Here is a 22,835-nt window from a genome sequence, read left to right on the forward strand (position 1 = left end):
AACCCCGGAGGCGCGGGTTTGCGCACCTCATCACGGCCTATCGCGCACGGCCTGCGGCCGCACACCGCGGTCATGAATTTCATCGAGGGCGCGCGCGCCATTACCGAGAGTGAGCTGCAAGCCAACAACATCACGCAGTATCACGCCACAAATTTTTATCGCGATCAGATCACCAACAGTGGCTACTACGACCAGCTTAAATACATTGTAGAGCCCACAATTGCTGAGTTCAAGAGTCCCGGAAGTCTTGACACCAGCGGCGAGCATGACAATACCGTCGTGCCCGGGCTTCAGCACAAATACGCGCAGACCGGTCTGCTGCTGGTAACGGACCGTTGCGCGTCCTATTGCCGTTACTGCTTTCGCAAACGCATCGTCGGCAAGGACTCCGATGAGATCGCGCCCGATTTCGCCCGGGTCGCGCAGTATATCGCCGGCCATCCTGAGATGACGAACGTGCTGCTATCTGGAGGCGACCCGTTCGTGCTCAGCACCGCTAAGCTCGGCAAGATTCTTGATCATCTGCTACCGATCCCGCACTTGGAGTCAATTCGATTCGGCACAAAAATAGTCGCCTTCGCACCCAGGCGGTTTGAGGATCCCGCACTCCCGGCGTTGTTCCGGCGGATCAGTGAAGCGGGAAAGACCGCAGTGATCGTCGCGCATTTCGACCACATCGGCGAGATCTCGGTCGATGCGGAGCGCAACATTCGCGCGCTACGCGCACAGGGCGTGCAGTTTCTGAATCAGTCCGTGCTTCTGGCGAAAGTCAACGACGATCCCGAAATCTTGGCGGCGACCTTTGCAAAGTGTCACCAAATGGGCGTCCGCCCTTATTATCTTTTTCAAGGCAGGCCGGTGAAAGGCGCATCGCACTTTCAGGTCTCGCTGCGGCGCGGTATAGAGATCGCGCGCGGCATCAACCGACGTCTCAGCGGTATCCAGAAGACGTTCAAATACATCATGTCCCATTACACGGGGAAGATCGAGGTTCTCGACCTTGGTGCCGATGGCCGCGTGTATATGCGATATCATCAAAACAAGATTCCCGAAGAACTCGGAAAGGTCTTTTCCCGGCGGCACGTCGAGGGCGCCTGCTGGTTGGACGATTTGCCCGAAGGCTGAGATCGAAATGCGCGCGATGCTGATGCCCAACTTGGAGCGCGTGGAGCTCGACGGCCCTGCCGCTTCCGTAGGGCAGCGCCACGAGGCTGTGGTGACGGCTTTCCCGAACGCTACCGAAGCCGGGGTGGAAATCCTGCGCGCCGGCGGAAACGCGATCGACGCCGCTGTGGCCGCCGCCTGGGCGCTTTGCGTGTGCGAACCCAGTGCATCGGGTCTGGGCGGGCAGACCGTGTTGCTCGTCCGTTTTGCGGATGATCGAATTCGGATCATCGACGGACATTCCCGTGCGCCCGCAGCCGCTTCGCTCGACACGATCAAAGCGGGCCAGCAGCGGCGCGGGTATCGCTCCTGCACGATTCCATCGACTCCCGCGACGCTGGACTGGGCGCACAGGAAATACGGCGTGCTCAGCCGCGAAACTGTGATGGCGCCAGCGATCCGCATTGCGGAAGAAGGCTATCCGATCACGCCATTGCAGCACCGACAAGCCCGATGGGTGGCCGATGATCTGCGAGCATCGCCGGCCGGTGAGCTGTTTCTCCAAGACGGTCTGCCACCGGAAATCGGCCACATGTTTCGACAACCGGAGCTCGCGGGCACGCTTCGCCGGTTGGCCGATTTCGGCACCGAGGACTTCTATCACGGCGGAATTGCCCGGCAGATCGCAGCCGATATGCGAGCGGCCGGCGGTCTCATCACCGAAGAAGATCTAGCAAGCTGCGGTCCGCCCGCACAGGTGGAGCCGGTTTCGACGTCCTATCGCGGCCATCGGATTCTCAGCATCCCGCCGCCTAGCGGCGGACTGCAACTCTTGTTTGCACTTAACATCATCGCGCAGATATCAGCGACAAACTCGGAGTCATCCGACGATAGCTGGCACGAAGCGATCGCGCTCGCGTCATCCGCCGTCTTTCGCGAGCGGGAGCTCCGCCCGTTGCTGCCCGATGATCTCATTCCGCAATCGCGTCAAGGGCGGTTGAGCGAAGATTACGCGCGGCAAGTCGCAGATAGCATCCTGGCGCCGCAAAGTACCAAAGAGCTCGCGACCGACAGTGCCGAAGAACCGGGCGATACGACCCATCTTTCGGTCTGCGATCGAGATGGCATCATTGTAGTGCTGACACAGTCTATCCAATCGGTGTTCGGCGCCAAGGTGGCACACCGGGATCTGGGTTTCCTCTACAACAATTATCTGTGCACGTGTCCCCGCCTTTCTCACCCCTATGAGCTCGGACCAGGTTGTCGACCGCGCTCGAACATGGCCCCAACGCTGGTGTTACAGGGCGCCACCGGCCGCCCGCTCCTGGCACTGGGCGCCGCCGGCAGTCGACGGATCATTTCGGCAATTCTCCATGTCCTAAGTGGAGTCATCGACTTGGGCTTGGATATCACGGACGCTGTGGCGGCGCCTCGCGTACATGGACTGGTCGGTCGCAAAGTCTGGATCGAGCGGCCGGCAGCCAGCAATGCCCTGTTGGCAAGATTGCGCGCCCGTAACCGCATCCCAATCGTCAAATCACGACTCAATTTTGCGATGGGTTCGGTCAACGCGCTCCAACTCATGACTGACGGAAGCGCGAAAGGCGCTGCCGATCCCCGGCGTGATGGCCTGGTGGAGGTGCTCTCTTGAGTGAAACGTGCAGAAATAAGAATGCCTCGGCGGACGCCGCGCCAAAGACCGATTGGTTGCTCGTGGGCCTCTTTGTCCTGCCGCTCGGCGTAGCGCTCGCCAAACTGCCGATGCTATCGACTTCGTCCATCAGTGCGAGTTTTGTTTCGCTCACAGAGTTACCGGCCCAGTTCCACAAGTCAGCCGAGAGCGTGGTGTTCGTCTCCTTGGGAGCTGTCTTCGTCGTACTCTTTCGCCTCACTCTTGGCGTCAGGGTGCTGGGGCTTCTTCGGCCGATCTTGTTGGCGATGGCTTTCGATACCGTCAGCATCCCGATCAGCCTTGCCTTCCTGCTGTTCGTACTCCTCGTCGTTGTCGCCTTGCGGCCGCTGCTCAAGACAGACCACAGTTACGCGCGAGTGGCTGTGCTGTTGAGCTTGGCGGCAGCGCTGCTGTTTGCGCCTTTGACCGCGGGGGAATGGTGGCATATCGCCTGGCTTCGTGAGATTGCGTTCTTTCCGGTTATCGCCTTGTGTTTGACCTGCGAAAGCTTCGCAAAAGTGCTCGACCAAAATGGAGTCCGTGAAGCGATCTGGCGCGCCTTCACGACGGTGTTGGCCGCCCTCATCATCGTGGCTCTATCGAGTTTGCCAGGCACGTTGGAACTCTTCCTGCGATTCCCGGAACTGCTGTTGGTGCAGGCCGGGTGCATTTTGCTAATCAACAAGTATCTCGATTTCCGCTTGTTGGAAGGAGTGAACCCGCTCGTCGCCTGGCCTTGGGGCGCGGGCACTCCAGGCGAGCCGTCCCTCTCGATCTGCCAAATCCAGGCGAATGAACGTGAAAGCCGGCAACATACAGGGAGCAGCTCATGCGGGTAGCCGTCGTGTGGAACGATGATCATAGGGGCGTGATCAACCACTTCGGTCAACCTTGCCCGGAGAAATACGGCCGCAAGACGGTCGAAAGCGTGGTGGCGGCACTGCAAGAGGGTAACCACGACACGCTGCTGTGCGAAGGTGATAAAGGACTGCTCGCGACGCTTGAGCGGTTCATGCCACCCGATTCGCAAGCCCGCCCTTCAGGGATCGTTTTCAACATGGCGTACGGAATTCAGGGCGAGTGCCGCTACACGCACGTTCCGGCCATGCTCGAGATGGCTGGCGTTCCGTACACCGGCTCCAGCCCGCTCGGGCACGCACTGGCGCTCGACAAGGCCATTACCAAACAGCTCATCCGCGATTGCGGCGTGCCGACGCCGAACTTTCGTGTGATGCGTAGGGGCACCGAGAGTACCGGCGATCTGTGCTTCCCGTTGGTAGTAAAGCCGCGTCATGAATCCACGAGCTTCGGATTGCAGCTCGTATATGAGCCCGCCCAGTTGAGACAGGCCGTAGAAGTGATCGTCACGCAATATGCGCAGGATGCACTCGTAGAAGAATACATCGAAGGGCGGGAGATCTGCGTTGCCCTGCTGGGAAACGGAGAGCTTGAGGCGTTGCCTCTGGTGGAGCAGGACTTCGGCGAGCGCGAGACGCGTCTTATCACTTGGGAAGACAAGATGCACATGGCGGTCGTGGAGCCCCAGAAGATTTGCCCGGCGCAGGTCGGGAGCAATCTCGCGACAATACTGCGGGATATTTCGGTTGCGACCTTCCGCGCCTGCCGCTGCCGGGATTACGCCCGCGTCGACATCCGGATCGACCGCTCCGGGCACCCCTTTGTCCTGGAGATCAACTCGATGGCCGCACTCGGTATCGGCGCGTCTTATGTCCTGGCCGCGAAAGCCGCCGGGTACACCTTCTCGAGTTTGGTCAACGGTATCCTCGACGTCGCCCACGCGCGGTATTTCGGAACTGGCATTTCCCAGGCCGAACAACCGTCAAATCGCGAGCGGATTTATTATGCCGCTGGGTAGTGTGTTGAGAGCTGTCACTTTTTGTCGATCGTATGGTTCGGCGGAGCAACAATAGCGATGTTTGCACAGGCAAATGGAGGGCGGTTTTCCTGCCGGACTCGAAACTGATGATGCAGACGATCGCTGAAGCTGTGCGCTCGGGTTGTTGGTGCCGGCACTTCCGGAGGGATGGGCGGAAACGGCTTGCGTGCGCGAAAGGACCTGGCGGGAAATGCGGCGACATATGCAGACCGCGATAACGACCGGTACCGACTGCCTCGTTATCTTAGCTTTACAGTTGGTGCGCCGGGAGACTGGCAAGGTGCATGGCTCGGATGTTTCAGGAGTCGTCATCTTTCGCAAGACGCTGCGACGAGATCAGCTCCTCAAATTCTTCGCTAGCCGCCCGTGAAGAATTCGGAAGCGATTGATACGTCGCGATGATTTAACCTGAGCAAGTATTCGATTTTGCAAGAAAGCCGGGGGGAGGGTCGGTTTCTTGCGTTTTGGGATACCGGATTTTGGTGGATCGTGATTCCTTTGACGGCAAGATTCGCTGTTGGAGAACGGGCCGTGAGTCAGCCGCGCGACGATCGCCAGGACGACCTATTTCGGGCTTCTCTGGATGCGATCATCAACCTTCGTCATCCGCTGGTGCGGCTTGCGGCGGAGATTGATTGGGATTTTCTGGCGAAGCGCTTCAGCTCGGTGTGTCGCACCGGGCCGGGCCAGCCGCCGCTGCCAACGAGGCTCGTGGCCGGGCTGTTCATCCTCAAACATATGCACAATCTGTCTGACGAAGCGCTGTGCGGGCGGTGCTTGGAATGGATGCCGTCGGCCCAGATGTAGATGTAGCGCTTCGCCGACAGATCGCGCTTCTGCCACGCGGCGTGCTCGTCAATCCGACGTCCTGCAGCCGGCCGATCGCGGATGCCGACAACCCGCCAGCATCGTTGCCGAGCAGCGCCGGCAGCGCCTCGGAGAAGTCGCCGGTCGAGATCCCTTTCAGGTAAAGGATCGGCAGCAGTGTCTCGATCGACTTGGAGTGGCGCATGTTGGCCGCAGCATCGACGGAGAGAACCGGCGCCCAGGTAGCGGCCGCCTCGCGAGCGCGTACACGCGGCCGGCGGACGGCGACCGGACCGATGCCGGCCATCACCTCGCGCTCCGGCAGGTGACCGTGGCGCGCGATGCGCTGGTGGCCGTCCGCGGTCTTCAAATCGGCATGCTGGCCGAGAAAGTCTGCGACTTTGGCCTCGACCGCCTTGGCGAGAAGGCACGTGCCCCGTTGCGCAAGACTTCTGTGAGTTGATCGTCAACGATTCCTGGCTGAATCGGCTGGATGACGTTATCGTTGGACACGGCATATCGCTCCTTCGGTGGAGAAGTGGAGGCGTCAAGCCCCCCCACGGGGTGCCGCCTTTGCGATTCCGCCGTCACCAACTTTCAGCGATAGCTCTCTTGCGCTTCCCGCGCACCGGCCGGTTCAATTCCAGAGGTGGCGCTACCTCACACCGATCTCATCCACCGCGTCCGCCAGCGTCCTCAGAAACGATTGGTGCCAATCATTTTCATCAGACAGCAGCCAAGCCGGTAGGCTGGCTACGTAGCGGCTCAGGGCGATTACGCCCGCAAGCGTAGTAGGCTTGGAGTGGATGAGCACGTCTGCATACTCCTCGAGAGCCAACCCTCTTTCCTCGCTGATCGCGTCGGCGGCATCAAACTCGGGACCTGCGACAAGTTTCGAGGATACCGATGCCGCGGCGGCGTGCTGCGCGGAAAGCTCGCGGTGACGCTCAATCACATCAAAAATCGTATCTAATTCAGTCGCCATGGCGCATTTGCCCCAGGCCACATCAGATCGGCACCAACCAATCTTGGTAGGTGCTTCCAGTCGTTCTCAGCGATACTGTCTGGTAGCGCCCTTGGAATTGAGCCTCTCGGGGAGGTGGTCGGTCTCGCTAATCCAAGGGCGAAGGCTGGCCACCGAAGTTTGCAGCGCGTGGTGGGGACAGCGCTTCCGGAGCCGTGAGCGCCGAGTCACCGCCGCCAACTTCACTGGCAGCGTGGGCGCGGCAGGAACAGCGGCGGGTTTTCACTCTCCACGGCGTCGAGTCATGTCCGCGTGCCTCCAAGTCCGCGTGTGCGCCGCAGAGTGGAGCAACCATGATGCCCACATTTATTGCCTCGTACGATCTAAAAGAGGCTAGGCCAGACCCGCACGAACACTTTCTTACAAATGCGATCGAGTACGGCTGGTTTCCCTGGATTCTGGACCATGACGACACTCTATTTACTCTTCCGAACACCACCTTGGAGGGTTCGTTTGTCGACCAAACGCAAGCGGTCGCAGCACTCAACGCAGCAAGGATAGAGACGGAAAAAGAGCTTGGGATCACGGTCATGATGGAAAAATGGATCGTTTCCCTCGGATGCGTTTTCGTTCTGCGAGGATCGCCTCGGCCCTGCCGAAGTAGGCATCGGCTGCTGTGAGGTTGTCGATGCTCTCATGATAACGGACGTGATTGTAGTGTTCGACGAAGGCCCGTACCTGACGTTCGAGATCACCGGGCAGGTAGTAGTTGTCGAGCAGGATGCGGTTCTTCAGCGTCTGATGCCAGCGCTCGATCTTTCCGCTCGATCTTTCCCTGGGTCATGGTACGGAGCGCCGCGCACATGCTGCATGCCCTTCTGGTCGAGCCACTTGGCCAGATCGTCCGCCACGTAACTCGAACCATTGTCGCTGAGAAGCCTTGGCCGGTGCGCGACGGCGATGTGGTCAAGGCCGGATACAGCGAGTGCCTGGTCGAGGGTGGCTGTGACGTCGGAAGCGCACATGGTGGGACCAAGCCTCCAGGCCACGATGTAGCGCGAGAAGTCGTCAAGCACGGTCGAGAGATAGTACCACCCCCATCCGGTGATCTTGAGGTAGGTGAAGTCGGTCTGCCAGAGCTGACTGACGGCCGTCGTCTTGTCCTTGAACTCGTTCGCGGCCTTGATCACCACATAGGCCGGGCTGGTGATGAGGTCATGCGCCAGAGCTGGCCCCGGTTGTTTGGACAGCGCCCCGCTGGATTTAAGTGGATTCCTGCCGGGTTATGCTGAACGCGAGGCTTTACGGTTTTGTCGTTGCGTCGGGAGGGCGTAGCCCGACCAGAGCGACGACAAAACCGTCGGCGACGGTCATGCGGCCATCACCATAGCTTGCGTGCCGAAGTAAGCCTCGTCGGGCGTGCGCCCGTCAAGGCTCGAGTGAGGGCGTCCCTGATTGTAGAAGGCCAGATACTTGGCAATTGACGCTAGCGCCTCGGACACGCTGTCGTAGGCGCGGAGATAAACTTCTTCGTATTTGACCGTGCGCCAGAGCCGCTCGACAAACACGTTGTCGCGCCAGGCGCCCTTGCCGTCCATGCTGATGGCGATCTTCGCGTCCAGCTGCGGATTTCACGGATCGTGAGCATCGATTTCGCGCGATCGTGAGCACTGAATTCAGACGATCGTGAGCAGCCCGCTACGGCCGATGGGAGATAGAGTCAGTGTTCTGGTTGGCCGTCAAGGGTGATGGTTTTGGCGCTGCGTTTTCGCATGCTTTCTCCGGTGAGCTGGAGGCGGTGGGCGTTGTGGACGAGGCGATCGAGAATGGCGTCGGCGACCGTGGGGTCCCCAATGGCTCCATGCCAGGTGTCCACGGGGAGCTGACTTGTGACGATGGTGGATGCGCGGCCATGTCGGTCCTCGAGGATTTCGAGCAGATCGCGGCGTTCCGCGGCGGTGAGCACCGATAGTCCCCAATCATCCAAAATCAGAAGCTGAGCGCGGCCGAGGCTTTTGAGGAGCCGGGCGTAACGTCCGTCTCCGCGCGCGAGCGCGAGCGCCTCGAACAGCCTTGGAACGCGATGATAGAGGACTGATCGGTTGTCGCGGCAGGCCTTGTGGCCGAGCGCGCAGGCTAACCAACTTTTGCCCAGGCCGGTTGCCCCGGTGACGAGCAAATTCTCGTGGCGATCGATCCAGCGACCTTCGACGAGTTTGGCGAAAACGGCGCGGTCGATGCCCCGCGGGGTGCGCAGATCGACGTCCTCGACGCAAGCAGTCTGGCGCAGTGCGGCGATCTTGAGGCGCGTGGTGAGCCGCCTGGTGTCGCGTTCGGCGGCTTCGCGGTCGACCAACAGGCCGATGCGATCTTCGAACGGCAGGGCTTCGAGATCGGGCGATCGGCGCTGCTCCTCGAAGGCCTTGGCCATTCCGGTCAGGCCAAGCTCGATCAGCCGTTCGTGGGTTGGGTGGTTAAGCATGCCGGGTCTCTCCTTGCTTCAGTGGAAGTAGTCGCGTCCGCGGATGTTGCCGTGGCGCAGGGGCTGGTGCTCGAAAGATTCGTCGAAGAACGTGCGATCGAGGCCGTTCTGGAGGATCGATCTAATCGAGGCGACGGAGCGCGCCTTGATGAGGATGCCCCTCCGGCAGGCTGCGTCGAGGCGTTCGGCGCCGTAGCTTTTGACGAGCGCCAGAATGCCAAGGCAGGTTCGAAAGCCTTGTTCTGGATGGGGCCGGGCGTCGATCACGGCCTGGAAAAACGCTGCTGTCGAAGGACCGATCCGCTCGCCGGCGGCGATCACCGCGGCGGGGGTCCATTCGCCGTAGCGGCGATGGGCGCTGGGCATGTGGTCGGCGATGGTGGTGTGTCCGCGTCGGTTGGGCGCGCGGGCATGGCTGGCGATCCGCTGGCCCTTGTGGAAGATCTCGACCGTCCGATCGTCGATACGGGCATCGACCAGCTCGCCAATCAGACGATACGGCGCGGAGTACCAATGGCCGTCGACCTCGACATGATAATCGGGAGCGAGGCGGCAGCGCTTCCAGCGTGCGAAGGCATAAGGCTGATCTGGCAGCGGGGTTAGCTTGGGTTTGTCGAGTTCGGCAAACAGTTCGGCGCGGCTTGAGCCGAAGCCACGCATTTGACGAGCATTGAGTTCGTCGACGAGTGTCTTGATGGCGGCGTTGAGCTCGGCCCGGGAAAAGAAGCGCTGATTGCGCAGCCGGGCCAGAATCCAGCGCTGGGCGATTTGCACCGCGACCTCGACCTTCGCCTTGTCTTTTGGGCGCCGCGGCCGTGCGGCGAGAATGGCCGTGCCGTAATGGCTCGCCATCTCGGCATAAGTGCGATTGAGGCCGGGATCGTAGCGGTCGGGGTTGCTGACGGCGGCTTTGAGGTTGTCGCAGACCACGAACGTCGGCGCACCGCTCAAAAACGTGAACAAGTTGACGTGGGCCCGGATCCAGTCGGCCAAGCTCTCGCTGGGGCAGGCCTCGGCGTAGGTGTAGTTCGAAGCGCCCATCGCCGCGACGAACAGCTTCATCGGCTGCACTTCCCCGGTCAGGGGATCGACGATGTCGATGGTGTCGCCGGCGAAATCCACGAACACCTTCTCGCCGCCCAGATGAATCTGCCGCATCGAAGGTCGGACCCGCCCCTTCCAGGCCTCGTAGGTAGTGCAGAACCACGTGTACCCGAAACCGTCGGGATTAACGGCGCGATACTCCTCCCAGAGCAGGCGACGGGTTACGTTGCGCCGGCGGAGCTCCTTATCGATGTAGCTCCAGTCGGGCACCGGCCGCTGCGGGCTCTGAGACGCTGGTCGTGGGGCTGGGAAAAGCAAAAGCTCCAGGTCTTCATCGGTCATTCCCTCCGGAAGCGGCCAGCTCAACCCAGCAGAGCGGGCGCGGCTCAGGTAGCTGTGCACAACGCCGTTGCTGACGCCCACGCTCCGCGCGATGGCCCGCTCTGGCAGGCCTTGAAAATGTTCTAACCGAAGGACTTCCTTGATCCGGCGCATCGACAATCTCTGGGTAGGCATTGGGCTTCCTCGTTAACCACGAGGTCATCCCTAAGCCGGTTGAGTTGTCGGCCGAAGCGCTGCAAGGCTCCGAAAGCCTTGCTCACGATCCCGCGAAATCGTTGCTCACGATCGTCTGAAATCTCTGCTCACGATCCCCTGAAATCCGCGCTCACGATCCCGCGAAACGCGCACGTCCAGCAGCACATCGGTGAACTCGAGGCTGGTGAACTGGCTGCCCTGATCCGTGTTGAAAATCTCGGGCCTGCCGTGCTTCGCCAGCGCCTCCTGGACCGCTTCGACGCAGAAGGCCGCCTCCATTGTGATCGAGACGCGATGGGCCAGGACCCGTCGGCTGAACACATCGACGACCGCCGCGAGATAGACGAAGCCACCCGCATCGGAATGTAGGTGATGTCCATTGCCCACGCATGGTCGGGCCGCTCGATCTTCAATCCGCGCAACAGGTACGGGTAGATCTTGTGACCCGGAGCCGGCTTGCTCGTGTTCGGGCGACGATAGACCGCCTCGATCCGCATGCGCTTCATCAGCGTCGCGATGTGGCGGCGACCGGCGTATACGCCCTCCCGCCGCAGCAACGATCGCAGCATACGCGCTCCCGCGAAGGGATAATCGAGATGCAGCTCATCGAGCCGACGCATCAAGGCAAGGTCCTCGGCCGAAACTGGCCGAGGTTCATAGTAGACCGTGCTGCGAGCCAGCTTCAGGACCTTCGCCTGGCGCACGATAGAAAGATCATGACCGCGGTCGATCATCGCTTTGCGCTCAGCAGGCCCGCCTTGGTGAGCGCGCCGGACAAAAAATCGTTTTCCAACGCCAGCTCGCCGATCTTGGCATGTAACGCCTTCAAATCGACCGGCGTCTCGGCCGATGTCTTGTCATGCCCAAACACGCCGGCGGCGCCTTCCAGGAGCTGGTTTTTCCAGATCGTGATCTGGTTCGGATGAACATCAAACAGTTGCGCCAGCTCCGCCAGTGTCTTGTCGCCTTTGACCGCAGCCAAAGCAACCTTCGCCTTGAATGCCGGAGAATGCGTCCGGCGGCTCTTCTTCGTCATCTTCGCTCCTGATTCGCAGCAAGAATCCTCGCCGCTGTCAGGCAGAAAATCCACTCAAGCTACTGTCCGAATTTGCGGGGCCAGCTCTGCCTTCAGCAGCCGGTAGACCGAGGCCTCGGATACAAAGTACTTTCGTTCGTCGGTGAACCGCACGGCCAGCTCGCGTGGCGACAGCTCAGGCAACTCCAACGCCAGGTCGATGATCTGACCCCGCACATCGTCGGGGATGCGATTCCAGACCCGGTCTGGTCGAGACCGGTGATCGGCCAGCGCTTCAACGCCTCCCTCGCGGTAGCGATCATACCAGCGATAGAATGTGGCGCGCGGGATACCGAGCTTGTCCAGCGTGCGCTTGGCGGGAAGATGCGATTGCTCGACCTGCTGGATGATCTCGGCCTTCTCAGAGGCGGGATACCTCATGCCTCGTCCTCCCCCTCTCTCACCCGACAGGTGAATGCGGAGCATTCACCTATAGAGCCCGTTCATGCTATTTTTGAGCAGACGGTTCTCCAGGGTCAGATCGGCTACGGCCTCCTTCAGGGCAACAGTCTCCCGGCGGAGATCCTTCACCTCGCCGGAGGTCGCAGCTCGTGCCGTGTCGCCCGCCAGGCGGCGCTTGCCGGCCTCGAGGAACTCCTTGGACCAGCCGTAATACATCGAGGCGGCAATGCCCTCGCGGCGACAGAGCTCGGAGATATTTTCCTCGCCGCGCAATCCTTCCAGCACAATGCGGATCTTCTCCTCCGACGAATAATGCCGGCGGGTTTGTCGCAGAATGTCTTTTAGAACTTGTTCTGCGGCACTTTGCCCGGTACGGATTTCTGCTTCATCTTCGCTCCTGGTGGCTACGATGAACCAGAAATCCTCCCTCCGCAAAATCCTTCAATTTGTCTCACAGGTCCTGACGGCGAACACCCTTCGACGATGAGGCGCGCGCCGTGAAGTTGGCCAACGACACCGAATTTGGGCCGATTTCCTACGTCTACACCGAGGACCTGAAGCGTGGTTTGCGCCTTTCCGGGCAAATGCAGAGCGGCATGGTCGCGCTGAACAGAGGACTTGCGTCCGATCGGGCGGCGCCCTTCGGTGGCAGCAAGGCAAGCGGCCTCGGTCGTGAAGGCTCGAACCGAAGGCATCAAGGAATACCTTGAAACCAAAGTACATTGCGGTCTCGCTCTAGCGCGCGATGGGTAGTCGTGTGCCGATCTTTGGACGAGCGGATCGAGCCCGACGACGTCATTGAAATGGATGTAAGCGGGATCGGTGTTGCGCTTGGTGGTGCTCGGCGAGAGCAGGATTGGTAGGTTACAGAATACAATGCTTTTCATAGAACGCGGCGGCCCCCGGGGGGTGATCGCCAAGAAATAAAAAAGATACCAACAAGTGGAGGAGGAGAAATGGGCGCGGTGAAGAAGGTTTTCATCGTAGGTGGCGGGATTGGCGGCTTGACGGTCGCCCATGCGCTTCAGCGGATAGGCGTATCTACCAGAGTCATTGAGATGGGAGATAAGCGTGACCGGATCGGCACCGGTATCACGCTGCTGGGGAATGCCTTGCGGGCACTTGCCGAATTGGGATTGGTGGATGCCTGCCTCGAAGGCGGCCTTGGTTGGGATACCGTGTCGGTACGCGATGGCGCGGGAACGATTCTGAGCGAACAGTCCTCACCAAGAATTTGGGACGCTGATCGTCCAGCCGCACTGGGACTCATGCGGCCACGTCTGGGACAGATTCTGGAAGACTTTGCGACGAAGAGCGGCGCGAAAATCGATTTCAACACAACGATCACCCGTATTGATCAGGACGATCGAGGGGTGACGGTTCAGCTATCGAACGGCGAGACAGATCGCGCCGATCTGCTGATCGCTGCGGATGGAGTCTATTCCAAGATCCGCCAGAGCATCTTCGGCGACGAGTTCAAGCCGCACTACGCCGGCCAAGGGGTATGGCGTTATACGGTTTCTCGCACCGAGGCGATGAATGGCTTCGTCCTGTACCGCCTTCCGACGGGCCGCGTAGTTGGCGCGCTGCCGCTATCGAAGGAATTGTGCTATCTATTCTTCCTGGAAAGCACGGACGAAAAGCTTCGTATTCCGCAAGATCGGGTGTGCGACTATCTCCGTAACCTGCTCGCCCCCTTTACGGCGCCCGAACTGGTCGCGGCTGCCAAGGTGATCGGCGAAGACAAGCACATAAGCTACCGCCCATTTGATGTCTTGATGATGCCAGCCCCCTGGCACCGTGGCCGTGTCGTGCTGCTCGGCGATGCTGCCCATTCGTTGATGCCGCAAATGACATCCGGCGGCGGAATGGCGATCGAGGATGCGCTGGTTCTGGCCCAGGAACTGAATCGCAACGACGATCTGGAGACTGCGCTCAAGACCTATTGCCGACGCCGCGAAGAAAGAGTCGGGCGCGTATACGACATTGCATACGCCATTTGCCGGGAAGAGCGCAAACCGGAGCATGGCCGCGACTATTCGATGGGCCTTCTTCGTGAAGGCTACGCGTTTCTGGCTGCGCCCGTCTGATTAGAAGCAGGCGAAGTCACATGGGAATTTGACGGACGTCGCTACCGCGGTGGATCGGCCACATCCGTGGACTGAAGGTAAACTCTGTAGCATTTTGGCCGACAACAAGCATGTCACGACAGGGGAAATGCATGACAAGACAAGCAGGTTCGTTGCAGGGATGGATTTTGACCTCCGCCCATGGATGACGGTGTTCGGAGTGGTCCTGCTATCGCCAGTCCTGCCACTTGCGCATTCGGGTTTTGTGCGAAATCCTTCATCATGAACGGTGGTTGTATTTCCGGTTTCCCTTAAGCTTGCGCTTGGTCAAGGAAATGCTGGCGGCGCGTGGCATTGGCATGACCTATGAAACCGTGCGCCAGGGGGGACGGAAATTCGGCAAGCTGTTCTCCGATCGGATCCGTCGAGCGCGCTCCCACCCGCGGTGACAAATGGCATCTGGACGAGGTCGTTATCTCGATCGCGGGCGAACAACATTGGCTCTGGCGCGCTGTCGACCAGAATGGCTTCGTTCTCGACGTCTTGATCCAGCGCCGAAGAGAGACTCGCGCGCTGCCCAGCGGCTCATGAAGAAGCTCTTGAAATCCGCCGGCACGCCGCCGCGCGTGATGATCACGGATAAGCTGCGTTCGTACGGCGCTGCGAGGGCGAAGATGGGCTTTCACGTCGAACATCGCCAGCACAAAGCTCTCAACAATCGGGCCGAGAATTCTCATCAGCCGACGCGGCGACGCGAGCGGATCATGAAGCGTTTAAAATCGTCCCCATCAGGCTCAACGGTTTCTGTCAGTTCACGATCAGGTCGCGAACCTTTTCCACATCCCCTATCCCGGAGCCGTCACGGCCGACTTCCGTCGAGCTTCGCGCGAACGAGCCTTTGCGACTTGGCGCGAGATCTCCAGGACAAGCGCTATCGCCGACTCTCGACCTCTGAGACTCGCCTCCTTCAGCTCGGCGATCGATTAGTTGACGATGCCTGCGATGGACCTCGGCTTCATCGGGCTTGGCCACATGGGTGCGCCAATGGCGCGGAACCTGCTAAAGGCTAGCCATCATCTCATCGTCTACAATCGCACGCGCAGCGATATTGAAGCCCTATCACTACTTTGGGTGCGCCGGGAGACCGGCAAGGAATAGATGGTGGAAGTCCATTGCGATGAAGGTGTAGCGAACCACATCGGCCCCGAGCCGTGCGCAGGCGTCCGCGAGGGTGTCGGCGAAGCGTCGGTAGGGGAGCATGCAGGCCAGCCATTGAGCCGCGAAACAGTGTTATCTCGGGAGCCGACGCTGTCCAAAGAGCGGAAGGCAATATGGGCGAGTGCGCAAACGCGAGCACCCGTCCAACCCGGCGTGGTCGTAGACCCTGGCATGTATGGAAGCTCCTTGTACGGGAACCGGGATATCTCCGGGTCGGCCATCTTCCTTCTCGGAGGAGATGGTCCGCAGCGGGAAGGCGAGGAGCTGTAGCCGCTGATGCACGACACGGAGAAGTCTGACTCTGGCATAGTAGCTGAGAAGCCAACGAACAAAGCCGGATTACTGGCGGCGGAGTGGGCGGAGCCAAGGCCGGGGACCAAGGGAAACGCGGAACAGCAGCGCATGCACCGGACACAGGGCCGGGCTCGCATGACCCAGTCGCTGGACCGCGTACGGACAGCCGCAAGGCTGAGGAAGAAGGACCGGTTCACCGCGCTCTTTCACCACATCAATGTCGATACACTGCGGGCGGCGTTCTTTGCGCTCAGGCGTAAGGCTGCTCCCGGAGTGGATGGCATGACGTGGGAGGACTACGAGGAAGATCTCGAGCCCCGGCTCGCCGATCTGCACAAACGGGTCCAACGAGGAGCGTATCGCCCGCAACCGTCTCGCCGGACGTACATACCAAAGGCAGACGGCAAGCAGCGCCCGTTAGCGATCGCGGCTCTCGAAGACAAAATCGTCCAGGGCGCCAACCGTCATCGTGCTCAACGCCATCTACGAAGGAGACTTCTGTGGCTTTTCCTACGGGTTTCGGCCCGGCAGAGGACCACATGATGCGTTGGACGCGCTCTGCACAGCGATCGAGACGCGGAACGTGAACTGGATCATTGACGCCGACATCCAAAACTTCTTTGGCGCAGTCAGTCAACCTTGGCTGGTTCGCTTCTTGGAACATAGGATCGGCGACAAGCGCATCATCCGCCTCATTCAGAAATGGCTGAAGGCGGGGGTGTTCTCGAAGACAGCGTCGTAGCCGCTGATGACAGGGGAACGGGTCAAGGTTCGGTGATTTCACCGCTTCTCGGCAACATCTACCTGCACTACGCTCTCGACCTGTGGGCCAAACGCCGGCGACAGCGCGAGGTCTCCGGCGGCATGATCATCGTGCGTTACGCGGACGATGTAGTAGTCGGCTTTGAGCGCGAGGATGACGCACGTCGTTTCCTTGACGCGATGCGCGCGAGACTGGAGGAGTTCGAGCTGACGCTCCATCCGGCCAAGACCCGCCTGATTGAGTTTGGTCGCCATGCGGCGGCTCAACGCAAGCAGCGCGGACTCGGAAAGCCGGAAACCTTTGCGTTCATGGGGTTCACGTTTATCTGCGGCAAATCACGCCAAGGGCGCTTCCAGCTTCAACGGAAGACCCGTAGCGACCGCTTGCGAACCAAACTCCGCGAAATCAAGGAGGAGCTAAGGCGCCGAATGCACTGGCCGATCCCTGCACAAGGGAAATGGCTGAGGCAGGTCTTGACCGGCCACTTTGCGTACTTTGCTGTCCCGACGAATGGCCGAGCGCTCAATGCGTTTCGGTTCTATCTGACCGATCTCTGGAGGCGGACGCTTCGGCGGCGCAGTCAGCGGACCTGTCTGACCTGGGATCGCATAACGCAGATCACCGATGACTGGCTCCCCAAGGCTCGCATCCTTCATCCATGGCCGAAGCTGCGCTTCGCCGTCAAACACCCGAGGTAGGAGCCCGGTGCCTTAATTGGGCTCGCCGGGATCTGCGCGGGGGGCGCCCAGTGATGGGTGTCCCTACCGCGAACAGAATGCGTTTGCGCCACTGCTTTTCAAGGATTTGCTTTCGGCAATATGGGCATTGCTGAGGCGGCGGCCGAAGGATGAGATCGACGATGGCATGGCGTGCGGCGGGCATGGTTGGTTGAGGCGGAGGCCCGTTGATTCTTTTTTTTCCGCCCCGCGTATGCGAGGCGACGATGTTGCAGGAAGGCGTAGGCAATCATTGTCATAAGGGCGTGGCGATGAAGACCTTGCCATGATCGCCCTTCGAAGTGATCAAGTCCAAGCTCCTCCTTCATATCGACAAGGCTGTGCACGACCCGCGTCGGATCGCGCCGATCCGGGAACACCCGGGCCAGATTGTCGGCCAAGCCGAGACGCCGCTCGGCCATCGCCAGAAGCATCACGCCCCCGTTCGAGGTTAGGCGCCCACCATCGAAGGCAGCTGTGACTTTCTTGGCGTGAATGGCTGGAAACGAGAAGGGCGGAATCGTATCGTCGGTCATGGCGGGCGTGGCGTTCGCGGTTGGAGGTGATGGGGTTGGCTTCACAACCGAATCCTACGCCGTATGAGCGCTTTACACCACGCTCGCCAGCCTCTCGGGCGCCTCTTACGAATAAGACAGGTTAGTCGGTCCGACCCGTCATGTTTTTGGGGTTTCGGACAAGGTTCTGACGATGACGCTTTCATCCGTTTTGATGGCGGATCGCGAGGCCCGTCCTGATTGGTATGCAGTTGGCATTGCCATGATCGTCGTGGATCGGCTGGTTCACAACTTTCTGGTCCGAACCGGGATTTTGGAGCAACTTGGCATGGTTCATCCGTACGGTCCCCGTTGCTATGCAGACGGCGGCTGCGCCGAGGTCTTGCGGCGCGTCTCGGCACAGATCGACGCGCGCCAGTTTGATCGTAATTTTCCGGCGGATTTTCCGCGCTTTGTTCAGCACGCTCTTTGGCGTTACTGCGCTGCTGACGGTTTGAACGTCTGCAACGGCAACAATATTGATGATCGCAAGTCATGCGATCTTTCGTCGTGTATTGTTTACAGTAATTGTGCCAAAAAAGCGCGGAAATTACAGTAATTATCTTCTATTTAAGCGCAATTTTTCTGCAGCTAAATTATTGCAATCATTGCGCTTTTGGATGATATGCTTTATTATACTTACGACGAGATTGTTTGAACGCTCTTCTCGTCTTCAGCAAAGGAGTCGTCCAATGACAAGACCGCCATTGCCGGGAGCATCCCGCAGGACCAGCGACAACGCCGTTTCAGAAAGGGGCCCAAATCGGGCCCCTTCGGCTTTTCAGGAGGGCAAAATGGCCAAGCCCAATCTCACGAACCAAAAGACACTCTCCGCCTCGGCAATCATCGTTTACGGGATCGACGCGACCGGCAAGCCGAAGGCCGGCCGGTTTCCGGAGCGCCAGGCGGCGGCGGCCAAAAAGGCCGCGCGCTCACTCAAGCTCGCTGTTTGCAACGTCGATCGACCAGCTCTTGTCGAAATCGTTGCGAAAATTCCGGTCGGACGCGTTCACGACCAAGGCAGTCGCTTCTGCCCTACATCAAACGCAGCTTGTACGTGAGCGTCACGACAGGATCACCGGTTCCCGGGCTTGACTTGCGCGGAATGCTCTGGATAGCGCGGTCGGGATGATTGACGCCGCCGGGGCGCGGTGATGGGGTGATCCCGGTTCGGAGCGGGCAACGGGATCAGAATGAACAGCGAGTCGCAGCTGCGCGAGAAGCTTCGGAAGATCGAGGCGTTGTTCGTGGGGGCCGGAACTGCTGGTGAGCGCCATGCGGCGGAAGCCGCGCTGCAGCGGGTGCGGGCCCGGGTCGAGGAACTCGCTCGCCACGATCCACCAATCGAACAGCAATTCTCACTTCCCGACCAGTGGTCTCGGCACCTTTTTCTGGCGCTTTGCCGCCGATATGGGCTGCGGCCGTTTCGTTAGCTTTGAGCGTCTTCAGCAGCCAGCGTTCGACATCATGACCGGACAGCAAGTACGGCAAGACGGCTTCGCTCGATTCCAAGCAGTCCCTGAGGCCGGCAAAGAATATCTTGGCAGCGGCATCCAACGGCGACAGCGCGCTGTTGTGTCGTCTACAAAGGCAGTTCGCGGTGAGATTCTTTGGAGCCAGCGCCTTTGTTTCGCCTGCTTCGAGCCAAGGCAGTCCAGAGGCCGTGAAATTACCGTCCCCGCGAAGTATTTCGATCACAGCCTCGCTGATCAGATGCTCGCCGGAGATTGGCGCTTCGCAATTTCCCAGCTCCTGCATGTAACAGCGTTCAAGTGTCGTACTGGGCGAGCCGGATCGAAGGTCAAGCCCTGAAGCCGGCTTGTGCCATCGAACACCATCAAAACAGCAGGAAGCCGATTGTCGCCCCGATCGACAACGACAAGGTGCCACCTTCATTTCCTCAAGTCTGCGCTTGGCTTCACCCATCGGAGTGACCCCCAGCGGCAGTCTAGCCCGTCTTATTCGTAAAGGACCGGCTCATGCGTCGGCTTTGTCAGCTTTCTGTCAGCTCGTCCAAATAGTAGCTCGTTGTGATGAGAACCAATTACAACAACTGGCCCTCCGACGGGCAAAGTGTGGACCAGCAGCGCGATGCGCTGGCCGGCACTTCTGGCGCAGATGGTGCTGCTTTTACGGCCGCTTTAGCTGCTGGACCAGCGTCTTCCGCTTTTGACAAGAGGACAGGTGTGTCAGTCCGCCTACACAGAGTAAGTAGCAATATTGGCAACGCCCAAAGTGTTTCTTTGTTTACTGATGCCAATGAACGCAATAAGGTGGGAGCGATGACCGTGGCGCCGGGGCGCAACAGTTTGCGAATTCTCAGCATAGAAAATCTCGGCCGGTCGAGGTACAAAGGGGTCGGGACGGCTATGATTGAAGTCGCCGATCATACTAGGCAGTCCGCGGGCCTTTCCAAGCTATCCCTTCTCTCTCAAGATGAAGGAGCTTCAGCATTTTTCTACAAGAAGGGATTCCGGTTTGCGGACGAGGGCAAGAATGCGGAAATGCGGACTGTCATTTCCAATCCACGATACGTCTCAGATGAAATTCTTATGGGCGAGATGGAGCGCTAGCCCGTCTTATTCGTAAGAGTGCGCCTGAGGGCTGGCGAGCGTGGTGTAAAGCGCTGATGCGGCGTAGGATTCGGTTGCGAAGCCACCCCATCACCTTAAACCACGCCCGCCATGACCGATGATACGATTCTGCCATCCTCGTTTCCAGCCGTTCACGCCAAGAAAGTCACAGCTGCCTTCGATGGTGTCATTCGGCTTGCAATATTGACCCCCTAAGCCGGGGGATCGGCGTCCAAAATTGCCCCCCTACAGGTTGGTCTGTTGCGCTGCCTGCTTCGTAACAAAGCAGGTGGTGGAGGATGCTGGTCGTGGAGACGATTGCGCGGATTCGGCGCGAGCACTTCATCAAGGGCAAGACGATCAAGGAGATCGCCCGTGACCTGAAGGTGTCACGGAACACGGTTCGGAAGGTGCTGAGGTCGGGAGAGACCTCCTTCGAGTATGAGCGGCAAGTGCAGCCGCGGCCAAAGCTCGGACGATGGGCAGTCGAACTTGACGGGCTGCTTGCGGCGAACGCGGCTAAATCGGCTCGTGAGCAGCTGACATTGATCCGGATCTTCGAAGAGCTGCGCGGTCGCGGCTATGACGGCGGCTACGATGCGGTGCGACGTTACGCCAGGCGGTGGAGCAAGGAACGCGGGCAATCGACCGCGGCGGCCTATGTCCCGCTGAGTTTTGCGCCAGGCGAAGCCTACCAGTTCGACTGGAGCCATGAGGTGGTGCTGTTGAGCGGAACCACCGTGGTCGTGAAGGTTGCTCACGTCCGGCTCTGCCACAGCCGTATGCTATTTGCCGGGCGTATCCGCGAGAGACGCAGGAGATGGTGTTCGACGCCCACGACCGAGCGTTCGCGCTGTTCAAGGGCACCTGCACCCGCGGCATCTACGACAACATGAAGACCGCCGTGGAGACGATCTTCGTCGGTAAAGGGCGTCTTTACAATCGCCGGTTTTTGCAGATGTGCAGCCACTATCTGGTCGATCCAGTCGCCTGCACGCCGGCGTCTGGCTGGGAGAAGGGGCAGGTTGAGAACCAGGTCGGGCTGGTCAGGGAACGCTTCTTCACGCCGCGTCTGCGGTTCAAAAACCTCGACGAGTTAAACGCCTGGCTGCTCGACAAATGCATCACCTACGCCAAGGCTCATCGCCATCCGGAACTGGTCGATCAGACGATCTGGGACGTGTTCGAAGTCGAACGCCCTAGGCTCGTTCCCTATGCAGGGCGATTTGACGGCTTCCATGCGGTGACGGCGTCGGTCTCGAAGACCTGCCTGGTGCGCTTCGACAACAACAAGTACTCGGTCGCAGCCAGTGCAGTCGGACGACCGGTCGAGGTTCAAGCCTATGCCGATCGCATCGTGATCCGCCAGGATGGACGTATCGTTGCCGAGCATCAGCGATCCTTTGGCCGCGGCGATACCGTCTACGACCCTTGGCATTATGTGCCGGTGCTCGCCCGCAACCCCGGCGCCTTACGCAACGGCGCTCCCTTCAAGGACTGGGTGCTGCCGGCCGCGATCGAGCGGATCCGGCGCAAGCTTGCCAGCATCGACGATGGCAATCGGCAGATGGTCGACATCCTCAACGCGGTGCTGACTGACGGTCTGCCTGCGGTGGAAGCGGCCTGTGCCGAAGCGCTCAGTCACAGCGTTCATTCCGCCGATGTGGTGCTCAACATCCTGGCCCGTCAACGTGAGCCAGCCCCGCCGGCCAACATCATGACGCCAGCCGCCCTGACGCTCCGTCATGCACCAATCGCCGATTGTGCCCGCTACGACAACCTTCGGAGGACCAACTGATGGAACGAACTCAAATCTTCGACCTCATGGGCGAGCTCAAGCTCTATGGCATGAAGGCTGCCTTCGACGAGATCATGGCAACTGCCGTCAAACGTCAGCATGAACCCCAGCGCATCGTTGGCGATCTACTCTCCGCCGAGATCAACGAGAAGCAAGCCAGATCTATCAAATACCAGCTCACCATTGCCAAGCTGCCGCTTGCCAAGGACATTGCCGACTTCCAGTTCGACGGCACGCCGATCAATCAGACGCTCGTCAATGATCTTGCTGGCGGCGGCTTCGTCGCCCAACAGCGCAACGTCGTGCTGGTCGGCGGCACCGGCACAGGCAAAACCCACCTGGCCATTGCCATCGCAAGAAGCTGCATCCGATCTGGTGCCCGCGGCCGCTTCTTCAACGTGGTCGACCTCGTCAACCGCCTCGAGACCGAGACCCGCAATGGACGGCAGGGACGGCTTGCCGAGCATCTGACCCGGATGGACTTCATCGTGCTGGACGAACTCGGCTATTTGCCCTTCGCCCAGTCCGGTGGCCAGCTTCTCTTCCACCTCGTCAGCCGGCTCTATGAGCGCGCCTCCGTCATCGTGACCACCAATCTCGCATTCGGCGAATGGCCCAGCGTGTTCGGCGACGCCAAAATGACCACAGCGTTGCTCGACCGATTGACCCATCACTGCGACATCGTCGAGACCGGCAACGATAGCTGGCGGTTCAAAAGCCGAGACGACGATCACGCCACCCGCGCTCGTCTCGCCTCCGCTATCCCGGCCAGCTCCGACGAGACGAGCGCTACCAGCAAACCCCGCCGCGGAAAGGGGTCAAAATTGGACGCCGATGAAGGGTCAAATTTGCAAGCCGATTGACAC

18 protein-coding genes and 10 pseudogenes are annotated in these 22,835 nt (G+C 59.9%); 18 read left to right on the forward strand and 10 right to left on the reverse strand.

From position 1 onward, the window contains the following. Positions 1–72 precede the first annotated feature (72 nt). The 5 genes and pseudogenes from CIT37_RS05085 to CIT37_RS05105 form a co-directional block, all read left to right on the forward strand. Positions 73–1,125, forward strand: a complete 1,053-nt coding sequence (locus CIT37_RS05085) for a KamA family radical SAM protein (protein ID WP_016848546.1) — start codon at positions 73–75, stop codon at positions 1,123–1,125. A 7-nt stretch (positions 1,126–1,132) separates the two neighbouring features. Continuing rightward, positions 1,133–2,755 (forward strand): gamma-glutamyltransferase family protein, encoded by a 1,623-nt coding sequence (locus CIT37_RS05090; protein WP_014498635.1) that lies wholly within the window; start codon positions 1,133–1,135, stop codon positions 2,753–2,755. Next, a complete protein-coding gene (locus tag CIT37_RS05095) occupies positions 2,752–3,615 on the forward strand; it encodes a 7TM domain-containing protein (RefSeq protein ID WP_014498636.1) in 864 nt (287 codons plus the stop codon). The genes CIT37_RS05090 and CIT37_RS05095 overlap by 4 nt, the downstream gene beginning before the upstream one ends. Continuing rightward, the gene (locus CIT37_RS05100) at positions 3,606–4,652 is read left to right on the forward strand and encodes a D-alanine--D-alanine ligase family protein (protein WP_011090946.1); all 1,047 of its coding nucleotides are present in this window, start codon (positions 3,606–3,608) and stop codon (positions 4,650–4,652) included. The genes CIT37_RS05095 and CIT37_RS05100 overlap by 10 nt, the downstream gene beginning before the upstream one ends. Positions 4,653–5,204: 552 nt before the next feature. Next, positions 5,205–5,456: pseudogene (locus CIT37_RS05105) on the forward strand (transposase); the annotation flags it as partial. Here the strand turns inward: CIT37_RS05105 and CIT37_RS05110 are convergent. Both CIT37_RS05110 and CIT37_RS05115 read right to left on the reverse strand, forming a co-directional pair. Then, positions 5,444–5,993: pseudogene (locus tag CIT37_RS05110) on the reverse strand (transposase); the annotation flags it as partial. The pseudogenes CIT37_RS05105 and CIT37_RS05110 sit on opposite strands and share 13 nt — an antisense overlap. 142 nt (positions 5,994–6,135) lie before the next feature. Further along, a complete protein-coding gene (locus CIT37_RS05115; RefSeq protein ID WP_016848551.1) occupies positions 6,136–6,465 on the reverse strand; it encodes a hypothetical protein in 330 nt (109 codons plus the stop codon). 332 nt (positions 6,466–6,797) lie between these two features. Here CIT37_RS05115 and CIT37_RS05120 point away from each other — a divergent pair, with 332 nt between their 5' ends. After that, positions 6,798–7,124: a hypothetical protein gene (locus CIT37_RS05120; protein WP_162130962.1), complete on the forward strand. Its 327-nt coding sequence runs from the start codon at positions 6,798–6,800 to the stop codon at positions 7,122–7,124. Here the strand turns inward: CIT37_RS05120 and CIT37_RS05125 are convergent. The 6 genes and pseudogenes from CIT37_RS05125 to CIT37_RS05150 form a co-directional block, all read right to left on the reverse strand. Further along, a pseudogene (locus CIT37_RS05125) lies at positions 7,033–7,667 on the reverse strand (transposase); the annotation flags it as partial. The gene CIT37_RS05120 and the pseudogene CIT37_RS05125 overlap by 92 nt on opposite strands. A 147-nt stretch (positions 7,668–7,814) precedes the next feature. Further along, positions 7,815–8,060, reverse strand: a pseudogene (locus CIT37_RS05130) (integrase core domain-containing protein); the annotation flags it as partial. A 104-nt stretch (positions 8,061–8,164) separates the two neighbouring features. Continuing rightward, entirely contained in the window at positions 8,165–8,926 is a 762-nt protein-coding gene (gene istB, locus CIT37_RS05135; protein ID WP_011090937.1) for an IS21-like element ISFK1 family helper ATPase IstB, read from the reverse strand. Positions 8,927–8,944: 18 nt separating this feature from the next. Continuing rightward, entirely contained in the window at positions 8,945–10,486 is a 1,542-nt protein-coding gene (istA, locus tag CIT37_RS05140; protein WP_011090936.1) for an IS21-like element ISFK1 family transposase, read from the reverse strand. Positions 10,487–10,642: 156 nt separating this feature from the next. Continuing rightward, positions 10,643–11,543 (reverse strand): annotated as a pseudogene (locus CIT37_RS05145) (IS3 family transposase); the annotation flags it as partial. Between the two features lie 84 nt (positions 11,544–11,627). Continuing rightward, positions 11,628–12,373: pseudogene (locus tag CIT37_RS05150) on the reverse strand (helix-turn-helix domain-containing protein); the annotation flags it as partial. Positions 12,374–12,481: 108 nt separating this feature from the next. On the opposite strand from CIT37_RS05150, the gene CIT37_RS05155 reads away from it, so the two are divergent. The 6 genes and pseudogenes from CIT37_RS05155 (at position 12,482) to CIT37_RS40300 (ending at position 17,026) form a co-directional block, all read left to right on the forward strand. After that, the gene (locus CIT37_RS05155) at positions 12,482–12,694 is read left to right on the forward strand and encodes an aldehyde dehydrogenase family protein (RefSeq protein WP_014498644.1); all 213 of its coding nucleotides are present in this window, start codon (positions 12,482–12,484) and stop codon (positions 12,692–12,694) included. Between the two features lie 246 nt (positions 12,695–12,940). Beyond that, complete coding sequence (locus CIT37_RS05160) at positions 12,941–14,074, forward strand: FAD-dependent oxidoreductase (RefSeq protein WP_011090930.1); 1,134 nt, start codon at positions 12,941–12,943, stop codon at positions 14,072–14,074. A 227-nt stretch (positions 14,075–14,301) separates the two neighbouring features. Then, positions 14,302–15,040: pseudogene (locus CIT37_RS05165) on the forward strand (IS6 family transposase). Between the two features lie 15 nt (positions 15,041–15,055). Continuing rightward, on the forward strand, positions 15,056–15,211 hold the full coding sequence (locus tag CIT37_RS05170) for an NAD(P)-binding domain-containing protein (RefSeq protein WP_018269530.1): 156 nt from the start codon (positions 15,056–15,058) through the stop codon (positions 15,209–15,211). 823 nt (positions 15,212–16,034) lie between these two features. Beyond that, positions 16,035–16,307, forward strand: a complete 273-nt coding sequence (locus CIT37_RS40295) for an RNA-dependent RNA polymerase family protein (protein ID WP_014498649.1) — start codon at positions 16,035–16,037, stop codon at positions 16,305–16,307. Then, a complete protein-coding gene (locus CIT37_RS40300; protein ID WP_011090923.1) occupies positions 16,268–17,026 on the forward strand; it encodes a reverse transcriptase domain-containing protein in 759 nt (252 codons plus the stop codon). The genes CIT37_RS40295 and CIT37_RS40300 overlap by 40 nt, the downstream gene beginning before the upstream one ends. Positions 17,027–17,124: 98 nt before the next feature. On the opposite strand, the pseudogene CIT37_RS05180 reads toward CIT37_RS40300, so the two are convergent. Both CIT37_RS05180 and CIT37_RS05185 read right to left on the reverse strand, forming a co-directional pair. Next, a pseudogene (locus CIT37_RS05180) lies at positions 17,125–17,373 on the reverse strand (IS701 family transposase); the annotation flags it as partial. After that, positions 17,371–17,580: pseudogene (locus CIT37_RS05185) on the reverse strand (transposase); the annotation flags it as partial. The pseudogenes CIT37_RS05180 and CIT37_RS05185, both read right to left, overlap by 3 nt. Positions 17,581–17,752: 172 nt before the next feature. Here CIT37_RS05185 and CIT37_RS05190 point away from each other — a divergent pair. The 6 genes and pseudogenes from CIT37_RS05190 (at position 17,753) to istB (CIT37_RS05215) (ending at position 22,832) form a co-directional block, all read left to right on the forward strand. Further along, positions 17,753–18,157 carry a hypothetical protein gene (locus CIT37_RS05190; protein ID WP_011090921.1) on the forward strand — a complete coding sequence of 135 codons (405 nt, stop codon included), beginning with the start codon at positions 17,753–17,755 and terminating at the stop codon, positions 18,155–18,157. 235 nt (positions 18,158–18,392) lie between these two features. Beyond that, positions 18,393–18,659, forward strand: a complete 267-nt coding sequence (locus CIT37_RS05195; RefSeq protein ID WP_014498652.1) for a hypothetical protein — start codon at positions 18,393–18,395, stop codon at positions 18,657–18,659. 132 nt (positions 18,660–18,791) lie between these two features. Further along, the gene (locus CIT37_RS05200) at positions 18,792–19,031 is read left to right on the forward strand and encodes a hypothetical protein (RefSeq protein WP_018269532.1); all 240 of its coding nucleotides are present in this window, start codon (positions 18,792–18,794) and stop codon (positions 19,029–19,031) included. 600 nt (positions 19,032–19,631) lie between these two features. Beyond that, the gene (locus CIT37_RS05205) at positions 19,632–20,171 is read left to right on the forward strand and encodes a GNAT family N-acetyltransferase (RefSeq protein ID WP_014498653.1); all 540 of its coding nucleotides are present in this window, start codon (positions 19,632–19,634) and stop codon (positions 20,169–20,171) included. A gap of 299 nt (positions 20,172–20,470) precedes the next feature. Further along, a pseudogene (gene istA / locus CIT37_RS05210) lies at positions 20,471–21,969 on the forward strand (IS21 family transposase). Beyond that, positions 21,969–22,832, forward strand: coding sequence for an IS21-like element helper ATPase IstB (istB, locus tag CIT37_RS05215; RefSeq protein WP_011090918.1), 864 nt, complete (start codon positions 21,969–21,971; stop codon positions 22,830–22,832). The pseudogene istA (CIT37_RS05210) and the gene istB (CIT37_RS05215) overlap by 1 nt, the downstream one beginning before the upstream one ends. The last annotated feature ends 3 nt before the right edge of the window (positions 22,833–22,835 follow it).

Origin of the sequence: Bradyrhizobium ottawaense (assembly GCF_002278135.3) — a bacterium.
GTDB classification, from domain to species: Bacteria; Pseudomonadota; Alphaproteobacteria; order Rhizobiales; family Xanthobacteraceae; genus Bradyrhizobium; species Bradyrhizobium ottawaense.

What these genes read in the sequence shown, in the direction of transcription:
- CIT37_RS05085 (WP_016848546.1), top strand. Translation starts at nt 73, where the DNA reads ATGAATTTCATCGAGGGCGCGCGCGCCATTACCGAGAGTGAGCTGCAA.
- CIT37_RS05090 (WP_014498635.1), top strand. Translation starts at nt 1,133, where the DNA reads ATGCGCGCGATGCTGATGCCCAACTTGGAGCGCGTGGAGCTCGACGGC.
- CIT37_RS05100 (WP_011090946.1), top strand. Translation starts at nt 3,606, where the DNA reads ATGCGGGTAGCCGTCGTGTGGAACGATGATCATAGGGGCGTGATCAAC.
- CIT37_RS05115 (WP_016848551.1), bottom strand. Translation starts at nt 6,465, where the DNA reads ATGGCGACTGAATTAGATACGATTTTTGATGTGATTGAGCGTCACCGC.
- CIT37_RS05120 (WP_162130962.1), top strand. Translation starts at nt 6,798, where the DNA reads ATGATGCCCACATTTATTGCCTCGTACGATCTAAAAGAGGCTAGGCCA.
- istB (WP_011090937.1), bottom strand. Translation starts at nt 8,926, where the DNA reads ATGCTTAACCACCCAACCCACGAACGGCTGATCGAGCTTGGCCTGACC.
- istA (WP_011090936.1), bottom strand. Translation starts at nt 10,486, where the DNA reads ATGCCTACCCAGAGATTGTCGATGCGCCGGATCAAGGAAGTCCTTCGG.
- CIT37_RS05160 (WP_011090930.1), top strand. Translation starts at nt 12,941, where the DNA reads ATGGGCGCGGTGAAGAAGGTTTTCATCGTAGGTGGCGGGATTGGCGGC.
- CIT37_RS05170 (WP_018269530.1), top strand. Translation starts at nt 15,056, where the DNA reads ATGGACCTCGGCTTCATCGGGCTTGGCCACATGGGTGCGCCAATGGCG.
- CIT37_RS40300 (WP_011090923.1), top strand. Translation starts at nt 16,268, where the DNA reads ATGGCTGAAGGCGGGGGTGTTCTCGAAGACAGCGTCGTAGCCGCTGAT.
- CIT37_RS05190 (WP_011090921.1), top strand. Translation starts at nt 17,753, where the DNA reads ATGACGCTTTCATCCGTTTTGATGGCGGATCGCGAGGCCCGTCCTGAT.
- CIT37_RS05195 (WP_014498652.1), top strand. Translation starts at nt 18,393, where the DNA reads ATGGCCAAGCCCAATCTCACGAACCAAAAGACACTCTCCGCCTCGGCA.
- CIT37_RS05200 (WP_018269532.1), top strand. Translation starts at nt 18,792, where the DNA reads ATGAACAGCGAGTCGCAGCTGCGCGAGAAGCTTCGGAAGATCGAGGCG.
- CIT37_RS05205 (WP_014498653.1), top strand. Translation starts at nt 19,632, where the DNA reads ATGAGAACCAATTACAACAACTGGCCCTCCGACGGGCAAAGTGTGGAC.
- istB (WP_011090918.1), top strand. Translation starts at nt 21,969, where the DNA reads ATGGAACGAACTCAAATCTTCGACCTCATGGGCGAGCTCAAGCTCTAT.